Raw genomic sequence first — 22,162 nt, forward strand, 5'->3', positions numbered from 1 at the left:
GAAAGGACATGCAAGTGAAGCAATTCGCCGCGCTCGGCGTGGGCGTGATCGGTAGCGGATGGGTCTCTCGCGCGCTCGCGCATGGTCTCGATGTCACCGTGTGGGATCCGTCGCCGGACGCCGAGGCAATCGTGCGTGCGAACGTCGCGAATGCGTGGCCTGCGCTGGAGCGCGTGGGACTGGCGCAGGGTGCATCGCAAGACAGGCTGCGCGTGGCCGCGACGGTCGAGGAATGCGTCGCGAAGGCGGACTTCATTCAGGAAAGCGCGCCGGAACGCGAGGAACTCAAGCTCGCGCTGCATGAGCGCGTGAGCCGCGCAGCGAAGCCCGAGGCGATCATCGCGTCATCGACATCGGGGCTTTTGCCGAGCGATTTCTATGCGAACGCGGTTCGCCCCGAGCGATGCATCGTCGGACATCCTTTCAATCCGGTCTATCTGTTGCCGCTCGTCGAAGTGCTCGGCGGCGGGCATACGTCGGAAGAGTCGATCGATAACGCGATCACGTTTTATTCGAGCATCGGCATGCGGCCGTTGCGCGTGCGTGCGGAAGTGCCGGGATTCATCGCCGACAGATTGCTCGAAGCGTTGTGGCGCGAGGCGCTGCATCTCGTGAACGAGGGCGTCGCGACGACCGGCGAGATCGACGACGCCATCCGCTACGGCGCGGGCATTCGCTGGTCGTTCATGGGCACGTTCCTGACTTATACGCTTGCGGGCGGCGAAGCGGGCATGCGGCATTTCATGCAGCAGTTCGGGCCGGCGCTCGAATTGCCGTGGACGAAACTCGTCGCACCGACGCTGACGGACGAACTCATCGATCGTGTCGTGGACGGCACCGCGAAGCAGACGAACGGGCGTAGCATCAAGGATCTCGAACGGTATCGCGACGACTGCATCACGAGCGTCATCGCGGCGATCGCCGAGGCGAAGGCGCGCCACGGCATAAAGGATTGAACGATGATCTACCGCGACACGGTCAGGCCCGAATGGGTCGACTACAACGGTCACTTGCGCGATGCGTACTACATGCTGATCTACAGCCTCGCGACCGACGCCTTCATGGACGCCATCGGTCTCGGCGATGCAGCGCGGCGCGCGCGTCGTCGCACGCTGTACACGCTGGAGGCGCATATCAGCTACTTGCGCGAGCTGAAGGAAGGCGCGGCCGTGCGTGTCGATGCACGCGTCATCGCGCGGGACGGAAAGCGCATCCACCTGTATCTGCAGATGTTCGAAGGCGAGAGCGACGATGCCGTATCCGCATGCGAACAGATGCTGATGCATATCGACACGAGCGGCGCGCCGAAAGCCGCTTCGTTCGACGACGACATCGCCGCGAACATCGCCGCGCAGGCGACCATTGCAGCGTCGGAGGCAAGCCATGCGGGGTGCGTGATCGGCTTGCCGGCGCGTCGTGCGGGTTAGTGCCCTTGTTTCAGGCTCCGGCGCGCGAGCACGCTCATGAGCAGCGTGCCGCTCACGAGCGCGGCCAGATAAACGCCGGCTACCATCCAGTCCATTGCACTCACGGTCTTTCTCCTTCCAAAGCCGCCGCGATGAAGCGGCGCAAGGTTATTCACGCAATCGCGCGCATGTTCTGGCCTGATTTACGGCAGGCGCGCGCAAAGGTTTAGCCTCGAATGAAAGGAGCGACGAGGGCTACTTCGCCACTTGTTCGCGCCAGTCGATATAGCTCCATGCAATGCGCTTTCTCAATGCACGGTCCGCGAGTGTGTTTTACCGCGCGTTGTCCTGAGAGATAAAAGTCGGCTTTATTGCATTGCGTCAGTCGCGCGAACTAATAGCGGCTTCGCTGCGTGAGTGAAATTGCTGCGCACGCGTTAGAAAAACTCACTGGCAAAAACCTAAGTACCTACGGGAAAGCCCTAGAAAAAACATCAGACGTCGGATGTATATTTCACGCCAGGCCACCTGCGAGAGCCCTATGCGTCTAAGCGTCGAACGGTCGATGAGCGACAAGATTCAGGACTCGCTTCTCACGATGATCCGCGAGCGCAAGCTCAAGCCCGGCGACCAGATTCCCACGGAAATCGAGCTATGCGACCTGCTCGGGGTCGGACGCTCCAGCTTGCGTGAAGCAGTCGCTCAGATGATCTCGCACGGCCTGCTCGAACGCGTGCAGGGAAGAGGCACCTTCATCAGACAAATTTCGCTCAAGCTGCACGGCGGGCTGGATGATCTGATGTCCGTGACCGACATGATCAAGAGCGTGGGCGCAGTACCATCGACGAGCCGCATTCAGACGGACACCATCGCGGCATCGGAGAGTCTTGCGGAGAAGTTGGGTATCGCGGTGGGCGACGCATGTGTGCGCATCGAACGCGTGCGTCGCGCGAACGAGGCGATCGCAGCGTATTGCATCGACACCATTCCGAAGACGCTCTTCGATGCCGCGGATGGAGAGTTAGGGGAATCGCTGTTCGGCATGTTCGCGCGTACGGGGCGGCGCTTGTCGCACACGCATACGTCGATACAGCCGACCGTTCTCACGCCGCGCGACCTGCCCGAACTGGGCGATGGCTTCGGTGTGTTTCTGCTGCTGGACGAAGTGGATTTCGATCAGAGCGGCCAGCCGCTTTGTTATAGCAACGACTACTACAACGCAAGCATCTTCAGGTTCGATCTGGTGCGCAAACGTCGCTGAAGCGTTTCGATGGGCTGCGCGCTATCACACATCGGAGGAGACACCGATGGAGTTCGAAGCATTCACCGCATCCGCGCTCGCCGATTACCTGGGCGGCATTCCTGAGGTGCGCAATCGTCTGGGCGATCCCGGCGATCTCGAAGTCGCCGAAGTAGGCGACGGCAATCTGAACTTCGTGTACTTCGTGACCAATGCGAAGGCGCGCGAGCGCAGCGTCGTCGTCAAGCAGGCGCCGCCATTTTTGCGCCTCGTCGGCAAGAACTGGCCGTTGTCATGCCAGCGCATGGACCATGAAGTCGCCGCATTGCGCCGCTTCGGCGCGCTGTGTCCGCAGCACGTGCCGCAGGTCTATCACGCGGACGGCAAGCGCTTCCTGATGGTCATGCAGCATCTCTCGTCGCATCGCATCTTGCGGCATGGACTGATGGATGGCGTCACGTATCCGCTGATGGCCGAGCATCTCTCGACGTATCTCGCGCAGACGCTCTTCTTCGGCTCGGATCTGTATCTCGCGCCCGACATCAAGAAGCAGGCGATGAGCGGCGCGGTCAATGCCGAACTGTGCAAGATCACGGAAGACCTGGTCTTCACGTTTCCGTTCGAAGATCATCCTTCGAATGTCTACAGTCCCGCATTGCCGAAGTCCGCGCTCGAACGCCTGCGTACCAACGACGCGTTGCGCATGGCAGCGGCCGACATGAAGTGGGCGTTCATGAATCACGCCGAAACGCTGCTGCACGGCGATCTTCACACCGGCTCGATCATGGTCAACGAACGCGAGACCTATGTCATCGATCCCGAGTTCGCCTTCTATGGACCGATGGGCTTCGACATCGGCGCGCTGATCGCCAATCTGCTGCTCGCGTACTTCTCGCGCGACTATCACGGGCGGCTCAATGGCGGCGATCCCGCTGCGTATCAGGAATGGCTGCTCGATCAGACCGTGCGCATCTGGAACGGCTTCAGCGCGAAGTTCCTCGCGTTGTGGCGCGATCACGAAAGCCGCAGCGGTCGGCCTTTCATCGGCGGATCGGCGGATAGCCGCGCGGCCGATGCGTATCGCGCGCACTTCATGCGGCGATTGCTCGCGGACACGCTGGGCTTCGCGGGCTGCAAGATGATCCGGCGCATCGTCGGCATGGCGAAGGTCGCGGAAATCACGCGCATTCCCGATGCCGAACTGCGCGCGCAAATCGAAGTGCGCGCGCTGCGCTGCGCCGAAGCGTTGCTCGTGCAGCGAACCGCCTTGACTGATATCGAACACGTCGTGCTGCTCGCGCGCGACGTGGAGCACGACGCCATCGCACAACGCTGACCGGAGCACGCATGAATTCGCAGACCTTGTTCCCGACGCTCGCTCCGACCATCGAATGGCGTGACGACACGCTGTTGCTGCTCGATCAGACGCGCCTGCCGCATGAGATCGTCGTGGAGCATGTCACCGATGCTGCCGCCGTGTGGCGTGCCATTCACGAGTTGCGCGTGCGCGGTGCGCCTGCCATCGGCGTGGCGGCGGCATACGGCTTGTGCGTCGCGATGCAGGATGCGCGCGCGTTGCCTGCCGCGGAGTTTCGCGCGGAACTGGAACGGCGCGCGGCATGGCTCGATACCGCGCGTCCCACTGCGGTGAATCTAAGCTGGAGCCTCAAGCGCATGACGAGGCGCGCGCGTGAATGCAACGCGCAAGATTCCGCCGCGCTCTACGACGTGCTCGTCGATGAAGCGAGGCGCATCCACGAAGAAGACATCGCGTTATGCGAAGGCATCGGTGAACACGGCATGTCGCTGATCGCGCCGGGCAACGGCGTGCTCACGCACTGCAATGCGGGCGCGCTCGCGACGACCGGACTCGGCACGGCCACGGCCCCGATCTATGCGGCGCATCGCGCGGGCATCGCGTTCAGCGTCTTCGCCGACGAGACGCGGCCGCTATTGCAGGGCGCGCGCCTCACGGCATTCGAGTTGCAGCAGGCGGGCGTGGACGTCACGCTCATCATGGATGGCGCGGCGGCGTCGATCATGTCGCAAGGACTCGTGGATCTCGTGATCGTCGGCACGGATCGCGTCGCGGCAAACGGCGACTTCGCGAACAAGATCGGCACGCTGGGACTCGCCATCGCCGCGCGTCATTACGGCATTCCGTTCTATGTCGCGTGTCCGTCGTCGACGCTCGACTTTTCATCGGCGACGGGCGAGCGCATCGAGATCGAGGAGCGGTCCGGCACCGAAGTCACGCATCTCGCGGGGCAGCGTGTCGCGCCCGAGAACATCAAGGCGCGCAATCCCGCATTCGATGTGACGCCGCATGCACTCGTCACCGGATTCATCACGGAACGCGGGATCGTCACGGCGCCGTTCGAACGTTCGCTCAAGCGTCTCTTCGCCGCCGAGGGCAACGCGGCATGAGCGCGGCGGATGAGGGCGCGCTGCGCCGGGGCATCGTCGATACGGCGCTCGACATGGAACGGCTCGGCATCAATCAGGGCACGTCGGGCAACGTCAGCGCGCGCTTCCGTGATGGCTTCCTGATCACGCCGAGCGGCGTGCCCGCGCGCGAGTTGAGCGCGGAAAGCATCGTCTATTTGCCGCTCGACGTATGCGACGCCGACGACGTGCTTCACACCGCGCGGCCATCATCGGAATGGCGCATTCATCGCGACCTGCTGCGCGCGCGCCCGGACATGCATGCCGTCGTGCATACGCATTCGACGGCGGCAACGGCGCTCGCCATGCATGGCCGCGAGATTCCGGCCGTGCATTACATGGTCGCGGCAGCGGGCGGAACATCGATTCGCTGCGCGCCGTATGCGCTCTTCGGCACGCAGGCGCTGTCGGATCATGCACTGGCCGCGCTCGAAGGACGGCGTGCGTGCCTGCTCGCGCATCACGGCGTCGTCGCGCTCGGTGTGGATCTTTCGCGCGCGGTGTGGCTCGCGCATGAAGTGGAAGTGCTCGCGAGGCAGTATCTGCTGGCGTTGCAATTCGGTGCGCCGCCCGTCCTCACAGACGATCAGATGCATGAAGTGCTGGAGAGATTCAAGACGTATGGCAAGCGCAGCAAGGACGATTGAAATCCGCGACAAGACATCAAGCTCACTGCAATGAACAACTCGTACAAAGGAGACAGTCATGGCCTGGAGTTCGGCACGGTTCGATAGTTGGGGCGCATTTGGCAAGTCCACCGGCGCGTTGCTGCTGTGCGCAGCGGCGCTCGCGGGATGCAACAAGAGCGAGAACGCGTCGTCGGGCGGCAGCACCGCCCAGCGCGCAAGCGACAGCGCGAGCGCAAGCGCACCGGCGAGTGCACCGGCAAGCGCGCCCGCAGCGGCGGCATCGAACGGTGCGAAGCCGAAGATCGGCTTCTCCATCGCGACACTGAACAACGCGTTCTTCGTGGGCCTGAAAGCGGGTGTCGAGCGCGGCTCGAAGGATCAGGGCTTCGACCTCGTGCAGACGAACGCGAACGGCGATGCGCAACAGCAGGTCAACGACGCGCTCAATCTGCTGAGCCAGGGCGTGACCGCGCTCGTGCTGAATCCGATCGATTCGAAGGCCATCATTCCGGCGGTCGAGAAGGCAAATCAGATGAACATTCCGGTGTTCACGCTGGATCGCGGATCGGACGGCGGCAAGGTGACGTCGTTCGTCGCGTCGGATAACGTCGCGCTCGGGCAGACGGCGGCGAAGTGGATCGCGGAGCAATTGAAGAAGCGCTACGGATCGGAGAAGGGCAACGTCGTCGATCTGATCGGTCTCGTCGGCACCACGGCGGCGACCGACCGCGAGAAGGGCTTCAGCGACGAGATCGCGAAGTATCCGGACATCAAGGTCGTGGCGCGTCAGGAAGGCGCATTCGATCAGGAGAAGTCGCTCAACGCGATGACCAACATCCTGCAGAAATACCCGCAGATCGACGCGGTATTCGGCGCGAACGACGACAACACGGTGGGCGCGGAAAAGGCCATCGACAACGCGGGACGCTACAAGCCGCTCGACGACAAGGCGCACATCATGGTGATCGGCGCGGACGGAACCGCGCAGGCGCTCTCGGCCATTCGCGCAGGCAAGCAGGACGCGACCATCTCGCAGAACCCCATCAAGATGGCGGCGAAGTCGCTGCAGTTCATCGCGGACTACAACGCGAAGAAGGACGTGCCCGCGAATTATGCGTGGCCGACCATGCTCATCGACAAGTCCAACATCGACTCGGATGCGGTCAAGCAATACGGCCTGTGGTCCGAGGAAGTGAAGCAGTAAGGCCAACCGGCGGCCGCGTGTGCAGGCATCGCGCGGCCGCGAGCGGAATGCGAACATGACAGTCGAAACCGAAGCGCAGGCACGCAAGCCTTCGAGCGGGAAGGCGCCGCTTCTGCGCATGCAGGGCATCGTCAAGAGCTTTCCCGGCGTGAAGGCGCTGCGCGGCGTGAGCCTCGAACTGCACGCGGGTCACGTGATGGCCATCGTCGGGGAGAACGGCGCGGGCAAGTCCTCGCTCGTCAAGACGCTTTCGGGCGCGTACGAGCCGGATGAAGGCGACATCGAGATCGACGGCAAGCCGCTCGCGCGCGGCACGAATGCGGCAATCGATGCAGGCGTGGCCGTCATCTATCAGGAGCTGTCGCTCATCAACGACATGACGGTCGCGGAGAACCTGTTCCTCGGGCGCATGCCCGCGCGGAACGGCTTCGTGCGACAGCGCGAGGCGCATGCGATGGCACGCGAGGCGCTCGCGCGCGTGGGCCTCGACAACGTGCCGCCGTGGATGCGCTTAGGCGACCTGCCGCTCAACAAGCGGCAACTGGTGGAAGTGGCGAAGGCCATTGCGCGCGATGCCCGCATTCTCGTGATGGACGAGCCGACCGCCGCGCTGCAAAGCCACGACATCGAGAACCTGTATGCGGTCGTGCGTCGATTGCGCGAAGAAGGCATGGGCATCATCTTCATTTCGCATCATCTGGAAGAAGTGTTCGAGCTGGCCGATTCGGCGGTCGTGATGCGCGATGGCGCGACCGTCGGCGCACGCCCGATGTCCGAATGGACCGAAGCGGAACTCGTGCAGGCGATGGTCGCGCGCAATCTCGAATCGTTCTATCCGTGGGAGCCGCGCGAGTATGGCGACGTGGTGCTCGACGTGCGCGACCTCGCGAGCGCGCCCATTCTGCGCAACGCGAGCTTCACGGTGCGCGCGGGCGAGATCGTCGGCATTGCGGGAATTGCGGGCGCGGGACGCACGGAGTTGCTGAAGACGATCTTCGGCGCGCTGCCCGCGACGCACGGCGAGATCGCGGTGAAAGGCAGGAAGGTCACGAATCATTCGCCGACAGAAGGCGTGCGTCACGGGCTCGTCTATACGTCGGAGGATCGCAAGCTGGAAGGGCTCGTGCTCGATGCGAGCATCGAAGAGAACGTCGCGCTGTCGAGCCTCAAGGCGCTCGCGAGCGGCGGCTTCGTGAGCCGCGCGAGAAAGCGCAAGCTCGCGCAGGACGCGAGCGCGCGTTTCGGCGTGCGCGCTTCGTCGGTGCTTCAGGTCACGGGGACGCTATCGGGCGGCAATCAGCAGAAGGTCATTCTTGGCCGCGCCACCGCGACGAATCCCGCCGTCATCATGCTCGATGAACCCACGCGCGGCATCGACGTGGGCGCGAAGACCGAGATCTACGCGCACATGGTGAAGATGGCGCGCGCGGGGGCGGCGGTCATCATGGTGAGTTCGGAGTTGCCGGAACTGCTCGGCATGTCGGATCGCGTGCTCGTGATGTATCGCGGCAGCATCGTGACCGAGATCGCGCGCGACAAGGCGGACTCCGAAACGGTGATTCAATGGGCAACGACAGGAGCAGGCGCATGACATCCACCGCAGCCAACCGGGCGGACACCGAAGCGCTCTCGCGCCGCGTGATCCGTCAACTGAGAACGGGCATCGGGCCATTGCTGGCCGCGCTCATCATCATCTGCGTGGCGTTGTCGATCGCATCGCCCGAATTTCTGACGACGAGCACGCTCACCAACATCATGGTGCAGGTGTCCGTCGTCGGCATCGCGGCGGTCGGCGGCACCTTCGTGATCATCACATCGGGCATCGATCTTTCAGTGGGATCGCTCGTCGCGCTGAGCGGCATGGTCGCCGCGACCTTCATGGCGGGATCGAGCCCGGATGCGGTCGGTCTCGGCATCGGCGGACTCTTCATCGCGCTCGCGACGGGCGCGGCGGTCGGGGCCATCAACGGCTTCGCGATTTCGTGGCTGCGTCTCGTGCCGTTCATCGTCACGCTCGCCGCGATGGCCATGGCGCGCGGCCTCACGCTCGCCATCTCCGACGGCCGCACGAAGTTCGATTTCCCGAACGCGTTCACCGTGTTCGGCGCGAAAGCGATCGCGGGCCTGCCCATGCCGATGATCGTGATGCTCGTCGTGTTCGTCATCGGTCATGTGCTGCTGCGCAAGACGACCTTCGGGCATCAGGTCTTCGCGGTCGGCGGCAATCAGGAAGCCGCGCGGCTCGCGGGCATTCCGGTGCGGCGCGTCGTGTTCTTCACGTACATGCTCGCGGGCGTGACGGCCGCCATTGCCGGCATCGTGCTCGCGGGGCGGCTGAACTCCGCCTTGCCTTCGGCGGCGAACGGACTGGAGCTTCAGGTCATCGCGGCCATCGTGATCGGCGGCACGTCGCTCGCGGGCGGACGCGGATCGATCGTCGGCACGTTCATCGGCGTGGTGCTGATCGGCGTCATCAACGTCGGTCTCTCGCTGCTCGGCGTGAATCCGTTCTGGACGCAATTCATTCAGGGCGGCGTGATTTTCGCGGCGGTCCTGCTCGACGCATTGAGCCAGCGCAAAAAGCTGTGACGCACGCCATCAACGCAAAACAAGGAGACGCGGCAATGAAGAAGATCATCAATAACCCGGAAACCTTCGTCGACGAAATCATCGATGCGTTGTTGCTCGCGCATCCGAAATGGATCAAGGCCGCGAACGCCGACAAGCGCGCGCTCGTTCGCGCCGATGCGCCGAAGCAAGGCCGCGTGGGCATCGTGACGGGCGGCGGCTCGGGGCATATGCCGGGCTTTCTCGGCTATGTGGGCGAGGGCTTGTGCGGCGGCGTGGCGGTGGGCAACGTGTTCTCGTCGCCGTCATCCGAACAGATATTCGAAGCGACCAAGGCGGTGAACGGCGGCGCGGGCGTGCTGTACGTGTACGGCAATTATGGCGGCGACGTGCTCAACTTCGATCTCGCATCCGATCTCGCGGATGCGGAAGGCATCGACATCAAAACGGTCGTGCTGACCGACGACGTGGCATCGGCGCCGAAGGAACGCGCTGCCGACCGTCGCGGCGTGGCGGGCATGGTGTTCGCGTTCAAGTGCGCCGGTGCTGCGGCCGAGCGCGGCGATTCGCTCGACGAAGTGGCGCGCATCTGCGCGAAGGCCAACGCGAATTGCCGCACCATGGGCGTGGGCCTTTCGCCGACGATTCTCCCCGCAGCGGGCAAGCCGACGTTCACGTTGCCGGATGGCGAGATGGAGATCGGCATCGGCATTCACGGCGAACCGGGCACGCATCGCGGCGCGCTGCAATCGGCGGATAGCATCGCGGACAGTCTGATGCGCCAGATTCTCGACGATCTCGCCGCGCCGAAGAGTTCGCGTCTTGCGCTGCTCGTGAACGGCCTCGGCGCGACGCCGCTCGAAGAGCTGTACCTGCTGTATCGGCGTGCGGCGAAGATCATCGGCGACGATGGGCTGACGGTCGCCTGGTCGTATGTCGGCGAGTATGTGACGAGTCTGGAAATGGCGGGGGCATCCATCACGGTCATGCTGCTCGACGACGAACTCGAAGCGTTGCTCGACGCGCCTGCGCATTCGCCGTTCTTCCGCGAAGGCACGCGCGCTTGATAAGGATGCCGAAATGACGACGACGAAGCAATTGATCGACATTCTGACGCGCGCATTGAGCGCGCTCCCCGCGCATGCCGACGAGTTGCGCGACCTCGATGCCGCCCTCGGCGACGGCGATCTCGGCATCACGGTGCGCGCGGGATCGGAAGCGGTCGTGAAGGTCATCGGTGCGTTGCCTGACGAGGCAAGCGTAGGCGACATGCTGCTCGCGGCAGGCAAGGCGTTTTCGACGGCGAATCCGTCGACGTTTGCCGCGCTGGTCGGCGGCGGACTGCTCGCTGCCGCCAAGACAATGCAGGGCAAGACCGCGCTTTCACGCGACGACGCGCTCGGCATCGGGCGGGCGGTGGCGGCGCGCATCGTCGAACGCGGCAAGAGCCAAGTGGGCGACAAGACCGTGCTCGATGCGCTGGTGCCGAGCCTCGACGTGCTGGAGGCATCGCAAGGAAGCGCGGCCGATACGCTCGACGCGATGATCGCCACGGCGAAGGCGCGCGTGGCCGAGACCGCGAAGATGCAGTCGCAGAAGGGTCGCGCGGCGTGGGTGCAGGAACGCAGCGTCGGGCATCCCGATCCGGGCGCGACGGCCTATGTCCGCTTTCTCGAAGCGCTGCGCCAGGCGGTGAATCAAGGCGCATGAGCCTCACGCGGTCACCTTCGACAAGCGGCATCGGCACGCATTTCATCATCGCGAATGACGATGGTGCCTTTCCCAAATAGCACGTACAAAGCGCTTCGTCTGGCGCATCATGCTCCCACAACATTGACTCGCCGAACGAAGGCGTGCCTTCGCGAGCGGCGCATTGACGGAGCGAGACGAAGCAATGCAACTCGAACACGGAGCGGATGGCCCGCAGACGCTTTACGACAAGATCTGGAAGCATCACACCGTCATGTCGCGCGACGACGGACAAGACCTGCTGTTCATCGACCGCCATTTCATTCACGACGTCACCGCGCAGTCCTTCGATCTCTTGCGCCAGCGCGGGCTCAAGCCGCGCTCGCCGGAGCGCATCTTCGGCACGGCGGACCACTACGTTTCCAGCGCGGCCAACGACATGTCGGCCGTGACCGATCCGGAACGGCGCGCGATGATTCATGCGCTGCAGCGTGATGCAGCCGAGTCGCGCATCACGCTGTTCGACATGGACGATGCGCGTCGCGGGATCGTTCACGTGGTCGGTCCCGAGCAGGGCTTGAGTCTGCCGGGCATGACGGTCGTGTGCGCGGACAGCCACACATCGACGCACGGCGCGATGGGCGCGCTCGCATTCGGCATCGGCGCGACGGAAGTGGCGCACGTCCTCGCCACGCAATGCCTGTGGCAACGCAAGTCGAGCAACATGCGCGTCACGCTCGACGGCACGCCCGGCCCCGGCGTCACCGCCAAGGACATGATCCTCGCGGTCATCGCGCACATCGGCGTGGCGGGCGCGGTGGGTCACGTGATCGAGTACGCAGGCTCCGCCATCGCCGGTCTCTCGATGGAAGGCCGGCTCACGCTCTGCAACATGACCATCGAAGCCGGCGCGCGTGCCGGAATGATCGCGCCGGACGAAACCACGTTCGCGTATCTCGCCGGGCGTCCGTACGCGCCCAAGGGCGAGCAGTGGGACCGCGCGATGGCGCACTGGCGCACGCTCTTCACCGACCCCGGCGCGCGCTTCAACCGTGAGATTCATATCGACGTCGGCGGCATCGCGCCGATGGTGACGTGGGGCACCACGCCGGAATACGCCTGCGCCATCGACCGGCGCGTGCCCGATCCCGCGAAAGAGACCGATCCCGATTTGCGCGCGGCCATGTCGAAGGCGCTCGACTACATGGGGCTGGCCCCGAACGTGACGCTCGAAGGCGTGGCGATCGACCGCGTGTTCATCGGCTCGTGCACGAACGGACGCATCGAGGACATGCGAAGCGCGGCCGAGGTCGCGCGGGGACGGCGTATCGCATCGGGCGTCGAGGCGTGGGTGGTGCCCGGCTCGCACGAGGTGCGGGCGCAGGCCGAGGCCGAAGGGCTGGACCGCGTGTTCGTCGAAGCCGGTTTTCAGTGGCGCTTTCCCGGCTGCTCGATGTGCCTTGCCACCAACGGCGACATCGCCGCGCCCGGGCAGCGTTGCGCATCGACGTCCAATCGCAATTTCGTGGGACGTCAAGGGCCCGGCGTGCGCACGCATCTGATGAGCCCGGCCATGGCGGCTGCCGCTGCCGTGACCGGCCGATTGACCGATGTGCGCCGCCTCTTGGGAGCCTGAACATGGAGAAGCTGACTCATCTCGACGCAGTCGCGGTCCCGATCGCCGCCATCAATTGCGATACCGACCAGATTCTGCCCGCGCGCTTCCTGCAAAAGCCGCGCTCCGACGACTTCGGCCAGTTCCTGTTCCGTGCGCTGCGCCTGCGTCCGGATGGCGAGGAGAACCCCGGCTTCGTGCTGAATCAGGCGCCGTTTCGCGAGGCGCGCATCGTGGTGGCGAATCACAACTTCGGCTGCGGTTCCTCGCGCGAGCACGCGGTATGGGCGCTGTACGACTACGGCATCCGCGCGGTCATCGCGCCGAGTTTCGGCGACATCTTCTTCATCAACTGCCTGAAGAACGGACTGCTGCCCATCGTGCTGCCGGAGACGGTCGTGCTTCCGCTGCTCGAACGTCTTTCCGTCGATGCAGGCAGCCGGATTTCGATCGATCTGCCCGCGCAGACCGTGACCTTGCCCGACGGCACGTCGCATGGTTTCGCGATGGAGCCGTTCGCCAAGGAGTGCCTGCTGCGCGGCATGGACGAGATCGATTACACGCTTTCGCACCGCGAGCGCATCGATGCGTTCGAGCGCGGCCGTGTCGACGGATATTGAATCGCGCGATGTCTAAACAACCTGGAGGAGGTCAGATGAAGATTGCAGTCATGCCCGGCGATGGTATCGGTCCCGAAGTCGTGGCGCAGGCGCTCAAGGTGCTGAAAGTGGTCGCGCCGCATGCCGAGACTCAGGAGGCGCCCATCGGCGAAGCGGGCATTCAGGCGCATGGCGTGCCGCTTCCCGAGCCGACGCTCGATATCGCGCGCAAGGCCGACGCCATTCTCTTCGGCGCGGTAGGCGTGGCCGATGAAGCCGACATTCCGCGCGAACGCCGTCCGGGAACGGGGCTGTTGCAGTTGCGCGAAGCGCTCACGCTGTACGCGAATTTCCGCCCGGCCTACATGTTCCCGGAACTGATCGGCGCGTCGACGCTGCGGCCCGAAGTCGTCGATGGCCTCGACATCGTGATCGTGCGCGAGCTGAACGGCGATGCGTACTTCGGTCAGCCGCGCGGCTTCACGACCAACGAGGCGGGCGAGCGCGTCGGCTTCAACACCATGCGCTATTCGGAATCGGAAGTGGAACGCGTGGCGCATGCCGCGTTTCGCGCCGCGCGCCGCCGTCATCACAAGCTGTGTTCGGTGGACAAGGCGAACGTGCTGGAGGCGAGCCAGTTGTGGCGCGAGACGGTCACGCGCGTCGGGCGCGATTATCCGGACGTCGAACTGAGCCATCTTTTCGTGGATGCCGCCGCGATGATGCTGATGCGCCGGCCCAAGCAGTTCGATGTCATCGTGACGGGTAATCTCTTCGGCGACATTCTGTCGGACGCGGCTGCCATGCTGACCGGATCGATCGGCATGCTGCCTTCGGCTTCCCTCGGTTACGAGCGCAAGGGGCTTTACGAGCCGGTGCACGGCTCCGCGCCGGATATCGCGGGCAAGGACGTGGCCAATCCGCTCGCCGCCATCCTTTCCCTCGCGATGATGCTGCGCGAGAGCTTCGAGATGGAAGACGCGGCGGGACGCGTCGAACGCGCGGTGCGGGCGGTGCTGGCCGATGGTTATCGCACCGGTGACATCCATCAGGAAGGCACGAAGAGCGTCGGCACGCGCGATATGGGCGATGCAGTGGTCGAGGCTTTGCGAAAAGAAGTCGCTTGAAGCGAAGGGCGTTCCGGGGCAGACGGGCATCCCGATGCGTCATGCGCGAGATGCCGGTCCGTCTCAGGCAGTCGGTCGTACGGACATCCCTAGAAAGGGAGGAGACAACCATGAAGCTGAAGTTTGCTGTTGCACTCTGCGCAGCTGTTCAACTCGCTTGCGCATCGGTCACGGCCGTGGCCAAGGACGTGCCGGAGAAGCCCGAGCTGCATATCGCGGCGGCGTCCACGGGCATCACCTATCTGCCGCTGCTCGTCGCGAAGCAGCGCGGCTACTTCAAGGACGAAGGACTCGACGTCACCATCGCCGCGTTCTCGGGCGGCTCGAAGACGCTTGAAGCCCTGCTCGGCGGCAGCTCCGACATGGTGGCGGGCGCGTATTCGAACACCATCACCATGGCCACGAAGGGACAGCATCTCGTCGTGGTGGCCGCGCAGGTGATCTGCCCCGGATGGATCTTCGGCGTGTCGCAGAAACACGAGGCGGACGTCAAGTCGCCCAAGGACCTGAAGGGCATGCGAATCGGCGTGAGCGCGCCGGGTTCGAGCACGCACATGGCCGTGAACTACATCCTGCACAAGGCGGGGCTGCAGCCGTCGGACATTTCGGTCATCGGCGTGGGACAGGCAGCGGGCGCCGTTGCAGCGGTGCGCGCGGGGCAGATCGACGCGCTCATCGTCAACGATCCGAGCGCCACCATTCTCACGAAAGACGGCAGCCTGAAGCCGCTCGAAAACATGCGCACCGCCGACGGCAACGTGAAGGTGTTCGGCGCGGACTATCCCGAGTCGAGCCTCTTCGCCACGCGCGATTTCATCGACAGGAATCCGAAGACGGTGCAGGCCGTCGCGAATGCGATCGTGCGGGCGGAGAAGTGGATCGCCAAGGCCACGCCGCAGCAGGTCGCGGACAACGTGCCGCCGCAATATCTGGGCGACAACAAGGCGCTCTATGCCGAAGCGTTCACGAACAGCCGCCGTTGCATCTCGCAGAACGGCGAGATCACGCCCAAAGGCGCGGAGACGGTGCATGAAGTGCTGGCCGCGTTCGATCCGGCCGTGGCATCGGCGAAGATCGATCTCGCCACCACCTACGACAACCGTTTCGTGAAAAAGGCCGCGGAGATCCAGCCATGAGCACCGCCACGTACAGCGTCCCGATTCGGACCGGACGCGCCGAGCGGAGCGAAGCCTTGCGGTTCGACAACGTGACGTGCACCTTCGCCGGCAACGGCAAGGGCGCGCAGACCTACACCGCCGTCTCCGGAGGCAACCTGACGATAGGCGACGGCGAATTCGTCTCCATCGTCGGTCCGACGGGTTGCGGCAAGTCCACGCTGCTGAACGTGGCCGCCGGACTCACGCGGCCATCGTCGGGCAGCCTGAGCGTGTTCGGCAAGAAGCTGACGCAAGGGCTGAACACGGAGGCCGCGTATCTGTTTCAGGTCGATGCGCTCATGCCCTGGAAAACGGCCGAAGACAATATCGCCATCGGCCTGATCTTTCGCGGCATGCCGCGTCACGAAGCGCTCGATGTCGCGCACGGCTGGCTCGATCGCGTGGGTTTGAACGGCCACGGGAAGAAGTATCCGCATCAGATGTCGGGCGGCATGCGCAAGCGCGCCGGTCTCGCGCAGGCGCTGGCGCTCGATCCGCGCATCATCCTGATGGACGAGCCGTTCAGCGCGCTCGACATCCAGACGCGCCATCTGATGGAAAACGAGCTGTTGCGGCTGTGGTCGAACGACCGCAAGTCCGTGATGTTCGTGACGCACGATCTCGAAGAGGCCATCTCGCTGTCCGACCGCGTGATCGTGCTGTCCGCGGGGCCGGGGACGCGGCCCATCGCGGAGTTCGAGATCGACCTGGAACGGCCGCGCGAGATGTCGGAAATCCGGATGACGCAGCGTTTCCTTCAACTGCACACCCAGATCTGGGACGTGCTTCGAGGCGAGGTCCTGAAAAGCTATGCGCGCAATCGAGTTTGACCCAACCAATCGTTTCGCCGTGCTGGTGACCCGGCTCGTGATTCTGCTCGGCGTCCTGTTCTTCTGGTGGCTCGGCACGTCAGAGAAATGGCTGTCGCCGTTCTTTTTCGGGGAGCCGGTCGGCGTGGCGCGCCGCGTCGTCGAATGGTTCGTGACCGGCTCGGTGTTCCGCCATCTGTACACGACGCTGCTCGAAACCATGCTCGCGTTCGTGATCGGCACGGTGCTCGGGCTGGCATGCGGACTCTGGCTCGCGCTCAGCCCGTTTCTCGCCGTCGTGTTCGATCCCTTCATCAAGGCGATGAACTCGATGCCGCGCCTCATCTTCGCGCCGATTTTCGCGCTGTGGTTCGGACTCGGTATCTGGTCGAAGGTCGCGCTGGGCGTGACGCTGGTTTTCTTCGTCGTGTTCTTCAACGTGTTCCAGGGCGTGCGCGAAGTGAGTCCGACCGTGCTGTCCAACACGCGCATGCTCGGCGCGAACTCGCGTCAGTTGATGCGGCATGTCTATCTTCCATCGGCGACGAGCTGGGTATTTTCGAGCCTGCATAACGCGATCGGCATTGCGTTCGTCGGCAGCGTGGTCGGCGAGTATCTCGGCTCGGAAAAGGGCGTGGGCTATCTGATTCTGCTGGCCGAAGGCGTGTTCGATATCAACTCGGTGATCGCCGGCATTCTGGTGCTGACCGTGTTCGCGCTCCTGCTCGATACCGCTGTCTCGATGATCGAAGACTATCTGCTGCGCTGGCGGCCCGTGGCCGGACAAACCGTTGCCGCGAGCGCGTGAGGCACAAGCAACCCTTGAGGAAAACCAAATTGCAGACCAACACCATCAATCTGACGGACCGCGTCGCGGTCGTGACCGGCGGCGCGCAAGGCATCGGGCTGACGGTCGGCCGCCGGCTGCTGGAATCGGGCGCGCGGCTCGTGATCTGGGACATCAATGCGGCGGGCATGGAGCAGGCGCGCAGCCAGCTCGGCGAGCACGACGTTCACTTCGAGCGCGTCGATATCGCGGACCATGCGAGCGTGCAGGCGGCGGTCGCCGGCACGCTGAAGGCGGCGGGGCGCATCGATATTCTCATCAACAACGCGGCGATCGTCGGGCCCAATGCGCCCTTGATCGACTATCCCGTCGATGTCTGGAAGCAGGTCATGGATGTCGATGTCAACGGCACGTTTCATTGCTGCCGCGCCGTGGCGCCCGAAATGATCCGGCAGAACTACGGGCGCATCGTCAATCTTGCGTCGGTGGCGGGCAAGGAGGGGAACCCGAACGCGGCGGCGTATAGCTCGGCGAAGGCGGCGGTCATCGCCATGACGAAATCGCTCGGCAAGGAACTGGCGCGGCACGACATCGCGGTCAATTGCGTCACGCCTGCCGTCGCGCGCACGCCGGGCGCGATGGAGCAGGCGCCCGAGCATATCGAGTACATGCTGGGCAAGATTCCGCGTGGCCGGTTCCTCGAACTCGACGAAGCCGCCGCCATGATCGCCTGGCTCGCCAGCGAAGAGAATTCGTTCACCACCGGCGCGGTTTTCGACCTGTCCGGCGGACGCGCCACTTATTGAAGCGAGCACGCATCCATGAAGCTTTTGCGCTACGGTTCACCCGGCCAGGAGAAGCCGGGCCTTCTCGATTCGGAAGGCAACATCCGCGACCTGTCGAATCATGTCGACGACATCGCCGGCGACGTGCTGCTCCCCGACAGCCTCGCCCGATTGCAGGCGCTCGATGCGGCGTCGTTGCCGCGCGTCGAAGGCAATCCGCGCATCGGTGCGTGCGTGGCGGGCACGGGCAAGTTCATCTGCATCGGCCTGAATTACTCCGATCACGCGGCGGAAACGGGCGCCACGGTGCCGCCCGAGCCGATCATCTTCATGAAGGCGACGAGCGCGATCGTCGGGCCGAACGATGCGATAGAAATTCCGCGCGACTCGATCAAGACCGACTGGGAAGTGGAACTGGGCGTGGTCATCGGCAAGACGGCCAAGTATGTGAGCGAGGCCGACGCGATGAATCATGTCGCGGGCTACTGCGTCATCAACGACGTGTCCGAGCGTGCGTTCCAGGCCGAGCGTCAGGGCCAGTGGACCAAGGGTAAATCGGCCGATACCTTCGGCCCGACCGGTCCGTGGCTCGTGACCACCGACGAGATTCCCGATCCGCAGTCGCTGCCGATGTGGCTGGAGGTCAACGGGCATCGTTACCAGAACGGCAGCACGGTCACCATGGTGTATGGCGTGCGCTATCTGGTGTCTTATCTGTCGCAGTTCATGTCGCTGCAGCCGGGCGACATCATCTCCACCGGCACGCCGCCCGGCGTCGGCCTCGGGCAGAAGCCGCCGGTCTACCTGAAACCGGGCGATGTCGTCACGCTCGGCATCGAAGGGCTCGGGCAACAGCGCCAGAACGTCGTGCAGGGCTGAACGCTTCTGCTCACTGCCAGGGAGACATCATCGTGACAGCGCTTGCGCGTCGAATCCTGATTGCATTGGCCGCGTGCGCGGCCGTCTGCACTGCGTCGGCGGCCGGCTCCCCGCCGGTGCCGGAGAAGCCGAAGCTCCATCTGGCTGCGGCGGGCGTCGGCTTTCCTTATCTGCCCTTCGTGATCGCGGACAGCCGGGGTTACTTCAAGCAGGCGGGGCTGGATGTCGAAATCGGCGTGTTCAGCGGCGGCGCGAAGGCGCTTCAGGCGATGATGGGCGGCAGCGCCGATATCGTCGCGGGCGCCTACTCGAACACCATCACGATGGCCGCCAAGGGACAGAAGCTCGTCTCGTTCGTGACGCTGGCATCGTGCCCCGGCTGGGTGTTCGGCGTGACGCGGGCGAGCCACGCCAAGGTCAAGCGCTACGCGGACCTCAAGGGCATGCGCATTGGCGTGAGTTCGCCAGGGTCGAGCTTTCACATGGGCGTGAACTATCTGCTGAGCAAGGCCGGTGTGAAGCCGGGCGATGTGTCGATCATCGGCGTGGGCTCGTCGGCGGGCGCGATCGCGGCGGCGCGCAGCGGCCAGATCGACGCGTTGATGAGCAACGATCCCGTCGCGACCGTGCTCCAGAGCAGCGGCGATCTGTTCCCGCTGGCCGTGATGCGCGACCCGGCCGGCACGCGCGCGACATTGGGCGGCGACTATCCCGAGGCCGCCATCTATACGACGCGGGACTTCCTCGTCAAAAATCCGAACACCGTGCAGGCGGTGACGAATGCCATTCTCGAAGCCGAGCGCTGGATGGCGCATGCCACGCCCGAACAGGTCGCGGCGGCGGTGCCGCAGCAATATGCGCTCGCCGAGAAGGACGTGTTCGCGCGCGCCTATGCCAACATGCAAAGCTGCATTTCACGCGACGGCCTGATGACGGACGCCGCCGCGCGCACCGTGCACGATGTCCTGACCGCGTTCGATCCCGGCGTCGGCCAGGCGTCGATCGATCTGGAGGCGACATACGACAATCGCTTCGTCGAGAACGCGGACAAGCGCTAGAACGGAGGAGACGCGACATGCAAGGCGACGTCCGCATTCTGGCGGAAGGCTTGAAGTTTCCCGAAGGGCCGGTGGCCATGCCCGATGGCTCGGTGGTGCTCGTCGAGATCGAGCGCGAGACCATCAGCCGCGTATCCGCCGACGGAACCGTGAAGGTGCTGGCGAATGTCGGCGGCGGGCCGAACGGCCTGGCGCTGGGGCCTGACGGCGCGTTCTATATCTGCAACAACGGCGGCTTCCTTTTTCGCACGGTGGCGGGCCTCAATCGCACGCGGCCGGGCATTCATCCGGACTATACGAGCGGGCGAATCGAACGCTTCGACTCGCGCACGGGCCTGCTGACGACGCTCTACGACCGTTGCGGCGACCATCCGCTGTGCGGCCCGAACGACATCGTGTTCGACCACGAAGGCGGTTTCTATTTCACCGATTTCGGCAAGAACCGGCTGCGCGATCGCGATCACGCGGGCCTCTACTACGGCAAAGCCGATGGATCGATGATCGTCGAAGTCGCGTATCCGCTCACGACGGCGAACGGCGTGGGGCTGTCGCCGGACGACCGCGTCGTCTATGTCGCCGAAACGGAAACGGCGCGCTTGTGGGCGTTCGATCTCGAAGCGCCGGGCAGGGCGCGCAAGCATCCGTATCCTTCTCCGCACGGCGGGCGGCTCGTGTGCGGGCTTCCGGGCTATCAGCGATTCGACAGCCTCGCCGTCGACGCTGAAGGCAACATCTGCGTCGCGACGCTCGTGACCGGATGCATCACCGTGGTCGCGCCGTCGGGCGAGGTGCTGCGGCAAGTCATGGTGCCGGACGGCATGGTGACGAACATCTGCTTCGGCGGCGCCGACATGAAGACCGCCTACGTCACGATGTCGGGCACCGGACGCCTCGGCGTGCTGACGTGGCCGCGAGCGGGGCTGAAGCTCGCCTATTCGTGATTGCCGGGCTGTTGCGCGCTCGCGAGCAGATGCTTGAGAAAGAGATGGACGGGCGCGGGAAGCGACTCGGGCTCGCGCACGCAGATTTTCCAGTGCCGCTCGGCCCAGGGTTCATCGAGCAGGACGGCGACGAGCGGCGCAGAGCTGACGTAACGTTCCGCATGATGCTCGGGCACGAGACCGACGCCGAGCCGCGCTTCGACCATGCTGCGCACCGGCTCGAAGCCGTTGACGCGGATCGAGAGCTTGAGCGGATGATCGAGATCCGCCGCCGCGCGCAGCACGAGCGAATTCAGATAGCTTCCTTCCTGCGGTCCGACGAGCGGATATTCGGCGACTTCGCGAAACTTCACGCGGCCGGCGCGGCTGAGAGGATGATCCGGCGGCATGATGACGACGAGCCGGTCGCTGCGATAGGGATAAACCTGTAATCCGGCCGCGACCGTGGTGCCGCCGAACACGCCGATATCGGCGGTGTTTTCGGCCACGGCGCGCACGACGGCGGGGCTCAGGCTCTCTTGCAGGTCGATGCGCAGCGCGGGATGCCGGTCGAGGAACACGCGGATATCGTTCGCAATGTACTGGACGATGGTCGAGAGGCTGGCATGCAGCCGGATCTGACCGCGCACGCCTTCGGCATGGTCGAGCAGTTCGCTTTCCATCTGCTGAATGTCGAGCAGAAGCGTGCGCGCGTGTTGCAGCAACGCGGCCGCCGCGACGGTCAGTTCGAGCCCCTTGTTGCTGCGCACGAACAAGGCGGTCTTGAGGATGTCCTCCAGTTGGGACATGCGCTTGCTGATGGCCGAGGGCGCGATATTCTCGAATTCCGCTGCCCGTGCGATGCTGCCGTGCTCGCAGACCGCGACGAACAGTTTCAGCGAATGTAGATCGAAACGCAACGTAGTCTCCGGGGACGCGATGCTGCTTGCCGCGACGGTTTCATATGTTGCGAGGATAGATTCGAGATCGGTGGCGAGTCAATTGGCGTGCGCCCAGGAATGCGCGGTTGCATCGAGATGAATGCCAGCGCGAGCTTCGCTCGTTTTTGTGCGCAGAGCGGTTTGCATACCGTCTAATGGTTCGGACTACAGATGTATGCGTTAATCTCGCGACGGGTCGCTATCGTCGTAGTGCTTCCAGTACGGCGCGGTGAAGGGGCGGTAGAGAGGCGGACACGCCATGCACAGGACCAAGCATTGGGCGATTCGGTCACCGCCCAACGCT

At 64.3% G+C, this 22,162-nt stretch carries 22 protein-coding genes; 21 read left to right on the plus strand and 1 reads right to left on the minus strand.

Annotation, left to right across the window (positions count from 1 at the left end):
- Positions 1-8: 8 nt before the first annotated feature.
- The 21 genes from NCR39_RS22500 (at position 9) to NCR39_RS22600 (ending at position 20,938) form a co-directional block, all read left to right on the plus strand.
- Positions 9-956, plus strand: a complete 948-nt coding sequence (locus NCR39_RS22500; protein WP_250454276.1) for an L-carnitine dehydrogenase — start codon at positions 9-11, stop codon at positions 954-956.
- 3 nt (positions 957-959) lie between these two features.
- Complete coding sequence (locus tag NCR39_RS22505; RefSeq protein ID WP_250454277.1) at positions 960-1,427, plus strand: thioesterase family protein; 468 nt, start codon at positions 960-962, stop codon at positions 1,425-1,427.
- A 544-nt stretch (positions 1,428-1,971) separates the two neighbouring features.
- Positions 1,972-2,667, plus strand: a complete 696-nt coding sequence (locus NCR39_RS22510) for a GntR family transcriptional regulator (RefSeq protein ID WP_250454278.1) — start codon at positions 1,972-1,974, stop codon at positions 2,665-2,667.
- 46 nt (positions 2,668-2,713) lie between these two features.
- A complete protein-coding gene (gene mtnK, locus NCR39_RS22515) occupies positions 2,714-3,982 on the plus strand; it encodes an S-methyl-5-thioribose kinase (protein ID WP_250454279.1) in 1,269 nt (422 codons plus the stop codon).
- A gap of 11 nt (positions 3,983-3,993) precedes the next feature.
- Complete coding sequence (mtnA, locus tag NCR39_RS22520) at positions 3,994-5,073, plus strand: S-methyl-5-thioribose-1-phosphate isomerase (protein ID WP_250454280.1); 1,080 nt, start codon at positions 3,994-3,996, stop codon at positions 5,071-5,073.
- Positions 5,070-5,738: a class II aldolase/adducin family protein gene (locus tag NCR39_RS22525; protein ID WP_250454281.1), complete on the plus strand. Its 669-nt coding sequence runs from the start codon at positions 5,070-5,072 to the stop codon at positions 5,736-5,738. The genes mtnA and NCR39_RS22525 overlap by 4 nt, the downstream gene beginning before the upstream one ends.
- Positions 5,739-5,796: 58 nt before the next feature.
- Positions 5,797-6,924 (plus strand): sugar ABC transporter substrate-binding protein, encoded by a 1,128-nt coding sequence (locus NCR39_RS22530; RefSeq protein ID WP_250454282.1) that lies wholly within the window; start codon positions 5,797-5,799, stop codon positions 6,922-6,924.
- Between the two features lie 55 nt (positions 6,925-6,979).
- Positions 6,980-8,515, plus strand: a complete 1,536-nt coding sequence (locus NCR39_RS22535; protein WP_250454283.1) for a sugar ABC transporter ATP-binding protein — start codon at positions 6,980-6,982, stop codon at positions 8,513-8,515.
- Positions 8,512-9,513: an ABC transporter permease gene (locus NCR39_RS22540; RefSeq protein ID WP_250454284.1), complete on the plus strand. Its 1,002-nt coding sequence runs from the start codon at positions 8,512-8,514 to the stop codon at positions 9,511-9,513. The genes NCR39_RS22535 and NCR39_RS22540 overlap by 4 nt, the downstream gene beginning before the upstream one ends.
- Positions 9,514-9,548: 35 nt before the next feature.
- A complete protein-coding gene (locus tag NCR39_RS22545; RefSeq protein WP_250454285.1) occupies positions 9,549-10,559 on the plus strand; it encodes a dihydroxyacetone kinase subunit DhaK in 1,011 nt (336 codons plus the stop codon).
- A gap of 13 nt (positions 10,560-10,572) precedes the next feature.
- Positions 10,573-11,202 carry a DAK2 domain-containing protein gene (locus NCR39_RS22550; protein ID WP_250454286.1) on the plus strand — a complete coding sequence of 210 codons (630 nt, stop codon included), beginning with the start codon at positions 10,573-10,575 and terminating at the stop codon, positions 11,200-11,202.
- Positions 11,203-11,386: 184 nt separating this feature from the next.
- Positions 11,387-12,817, plus strand: a complete 1,431-nt coding sequence (gene leuC / locus NCR39_RS22555; protein ID WP_250454287.1) for a 3-isopropylmalate dehydratase large subunit — start codon at positions 11,387-11,389, stop codon at positions 12,815-12,817.
- A gap of 2 nt (positions 12,818-12,819) precedes the next feature.
- Positions 12,820-13,416 carry a 3-isopropylmalate dehydratase small subunit gene (leuD, locus tag NCR39_RS22560; RefSeq protein ID WP_250454288.1) on the plus strand — a complete coding sequence of 199 codons (597 nt, stop codon included), beginning with the start codon at positions 12,820-12,822 and terminating at the stop codon, positions 13,414-13,416.
- 35 nt (positions 13,417-13,451) lie between these two features.
- Positions 13,452-14,522 carry a 3-isopropylmalate dehydrogenase gene (leuB, locus tag NCR39_RS22565; protein WP_250454289.1) on the plus strand — a complete coding sequence of 357 codons (1,071 nt, stop codon included), beginning with the start codon at positions 13,452-13,454 and terminating at the stop codon, positions 14,520-14,522.
- A 110-nt stretch (positions 14,523-14,632) separates the two neighbouring features.
- Complete coding sequence (locus NCR39_RS22570) at positions 14,633-15,658, plus strand: ABC transporter substrate-binding protein (protein WP_250454290.1); 1,026 nt, start codon at positions 14,633-14,635, stop codon at positions 15,656-15,658.
- Positions 15,655-16,509 (plus strand): ABC transporter ATP-binding protein, encoded by an 855-nt coding sequence (locus tag NCR39_RS22575; protein WP_250454291.1) that lies wholly within the window; start codon positions 15,655-15,657, stop codon positions 16,507-16,509. Before NCR39_RS22570 ends, NCR39_RS22575 begins: the two co-directional genes overlap by 4 nt.
- Positions 16,490-17,296 (plus strand): ABC transporter permease, encoded by an 807-nt coding sequence (locus NCR39_RS22580; protein WP_250454292.1) that lies wholly within the window; start codon positions 16,490-16,492, stop codon positions 17,294-17,296. The genes NCR39_RS22575 and NCR39_RS22580 overlap by 20 nt, the downstream gene beginning before the upstream one ends.
- 29 nt (positions 17,297-17,325) lie before the next feature.
- Entirely contained in the window at positions 17,326-18,081 is a 756-nt protein-coding gene (locus NCR39_RS22585; RefSeq protein ID WP_250454293.1) for an SDR family NAD(P)-dependent oxidoreductase, read from the plus strand.
- A gap of 15 nt (positions 18,082-18,096) precedes the next feature.
- Positions 18,097-18,939: a fumarylacetoacetate hydrolase family protein gene (locus tag NCR39_RS22590; RefSeq protein ID WP_250454294.1), complete on the plus strand. Its 843-nt coding sequence runs from the start codon at positions 18,097-18,099 to the stop codon at positions 18,937-18,939.
- Positions 18,940-18,971: 32 nt separating this feature from the next.
- Positions 18,972-19,997 (plus strand): ABC transporter substrate-binding protein, encoded by a 1,026-nt coding sequence (locus tag NCR39_RS22595; protein ID WP_250454295.1) that lies wholly within the window; start codon positions 18,972-18,974, stop codon positions 19,995-19,997.
- 17 nt (positions 19,998-20,014) lie between these two features.
- Positions 20,015-20,938, plus strand: coding sequence for an SMP-30/gluconolactonase/LRE family protein (locus NCR39_RS22600; protein WP_250454296.1), 924 nt, complete (start codon positions 20,015-20,017; stop codon positions 20,936-20,938).
- Here NCR39_RS22600 and NCR39_RS22605 read toward each other — a convergent pair.
- The gene (locus tag NCR39_RS22605) at positions 20,929-21,837 is read right to left on the minus strand and encodes a LysR family transcriptional regulator (RefSeq protein ID WP_250454297.1); all 909 of its coding nucleotides are present in this window, start codon (positions 21,835-21,837) and stop codon (positions 20,929-20,931) included. The genes NCR39_RS22600 and NCR39_RS22605 overlap by 10 nt on opposite strands.
- Positions 21,838-22,162 lie beyond the last annotated feature (325 nt).

This window comes from Caballeronia sp. ATUFL_M2_KS44 (genome assembly GCF_023630965.1).
Taxonomy (GTDB): Bacteria; Pseudomonadota; Gammaproteobacteria; order Burkholderiales; family Burkholderiaceae; genus Caballeronia; species Caballeronia concitans.

Coding starts and splice junctions, on each gene's coding strand:
- NCR39_RS22535 (WP_250454283.1), top strand. CDS start 6,980: ATGACAGTCGAAACCGAAGCGCAGGCACGCAAGCCTTCGAGCGGGAAG.
- NCR39_RS22580 (WP_250454292.1), top strand. CDS start 16,490: ATGCGCGCAATCGAGTTTGACCCAACCAATCGTTTCGCCGTGCTGGTG.
- NCR39_RS22540 (WP_250454284.1), top strand. CDS start 8,512: ATGACATCCACCGCAGCCAACCGGGCGGACACCGAAGCGCTCTCGCGC.
- NCR39_RS22510 (WP_250454278.1), top strand. CDS start 1,972: ATGAGCGACAAGATTCAGGACTCGCTTCTCACGATGATCCGCGAGCGC.
- NCR39_RS22500 (WP_250454276.1), top strand. CDS start 9: ATGCAAGTGAAGCAATTCGCCGCGCTCGGCGTGGGCGTGATCGGTAGC.
- NCR39_RS22570 (WP_250454290.1), top strand. CDS start 14,633: ATGAAGCTGAAGTTTGCTGTTGCACTCTGCGCAGCTGTTCAACTCGCT.
- NCR39_RS22545 (WP_250454285.1), top strand. CDS start 9,549: ATGAAGAAGATCATCAATAACCCGGAAACCTTCGTCGACGAAATCATC.
- NCR39_RS22550 (WP_250454286.1), top strand. CDS start 10,573: ATGACGACGACGAAGCAATTGATCGACATTCTGACGCGCGCATTGAGC.
- NCR39_RS22590 (WP_250454294.1), top strand. CDS start 18,097: ATGAAGCTTTTGCGCTACGGTTCACCCGGCCAGGAGAAGCCGGGCCTT.
- NCR39_RS22505 (WP_250454277.1), top strand. CDS start 960: ATGATCTACCGCGACACGGTCAGGCCCGAATGGGTCGACTACAACGGT.
- NCR39_RS22600 (WP_250454296.1), top strand. CDS start 20,015: ATGCAAGGCGACGTCCGCATTCTGGCGGAAGGCTTGAAGTTTCCCGAA.
- leuB (WP_250454289.1), top strand. CDS start 13,452: ATGAAGATTGCAGTCATGCCCGGCGATGGTATCGGTCCCGAAGTCGTG.
- leuD (WP_250454288.1), top strand. CDS start 12,820: ATGGAGAAGCTGACTCATCTCGACGCAGTCGCGGTCCCGATCGCCGCC.
- leuC (WP_250454287.1), top strand. CDS start 11,387: ATGCAACTCGAACACGGAGCGGATGGCCCGCAGACGCTTTACGACAAG.
- NCR39_RS22530 (WP_250454282.1), top strand. CDS start 5,797: ATGGCCTGGAGTTCGGCACGGTTCGATAGTTGGGGCGCATTTGGCAAG.
- NCR39_RS22525 (WP_250454281.1), top strand. CDS start 5,070: ATGAGCGCGGCGGATGAGGGCGCGCTGCGCCGGGGCATCGTCGATACG.
- mtnK (WP_250454279.1), top strand. CDS start 2,714: ATGGAGTTCGAAGCATTCACCGCATCCGCGCTCGCCGATTACCTGGGC.
- mtnA (WP_250454280.1), top strand. CDS start 3,994: ATGAATTCGCAGACCTTGTTCCCGACGCTCGCTCCGACCATCGAATGG.
- NCR39_RS22575 (WP_250454291.1), top strand. CDS start 15,655: ATGAGCACCGCCACGTACAGCGTCCCGATTCGGACCGGACGCGCCGAG.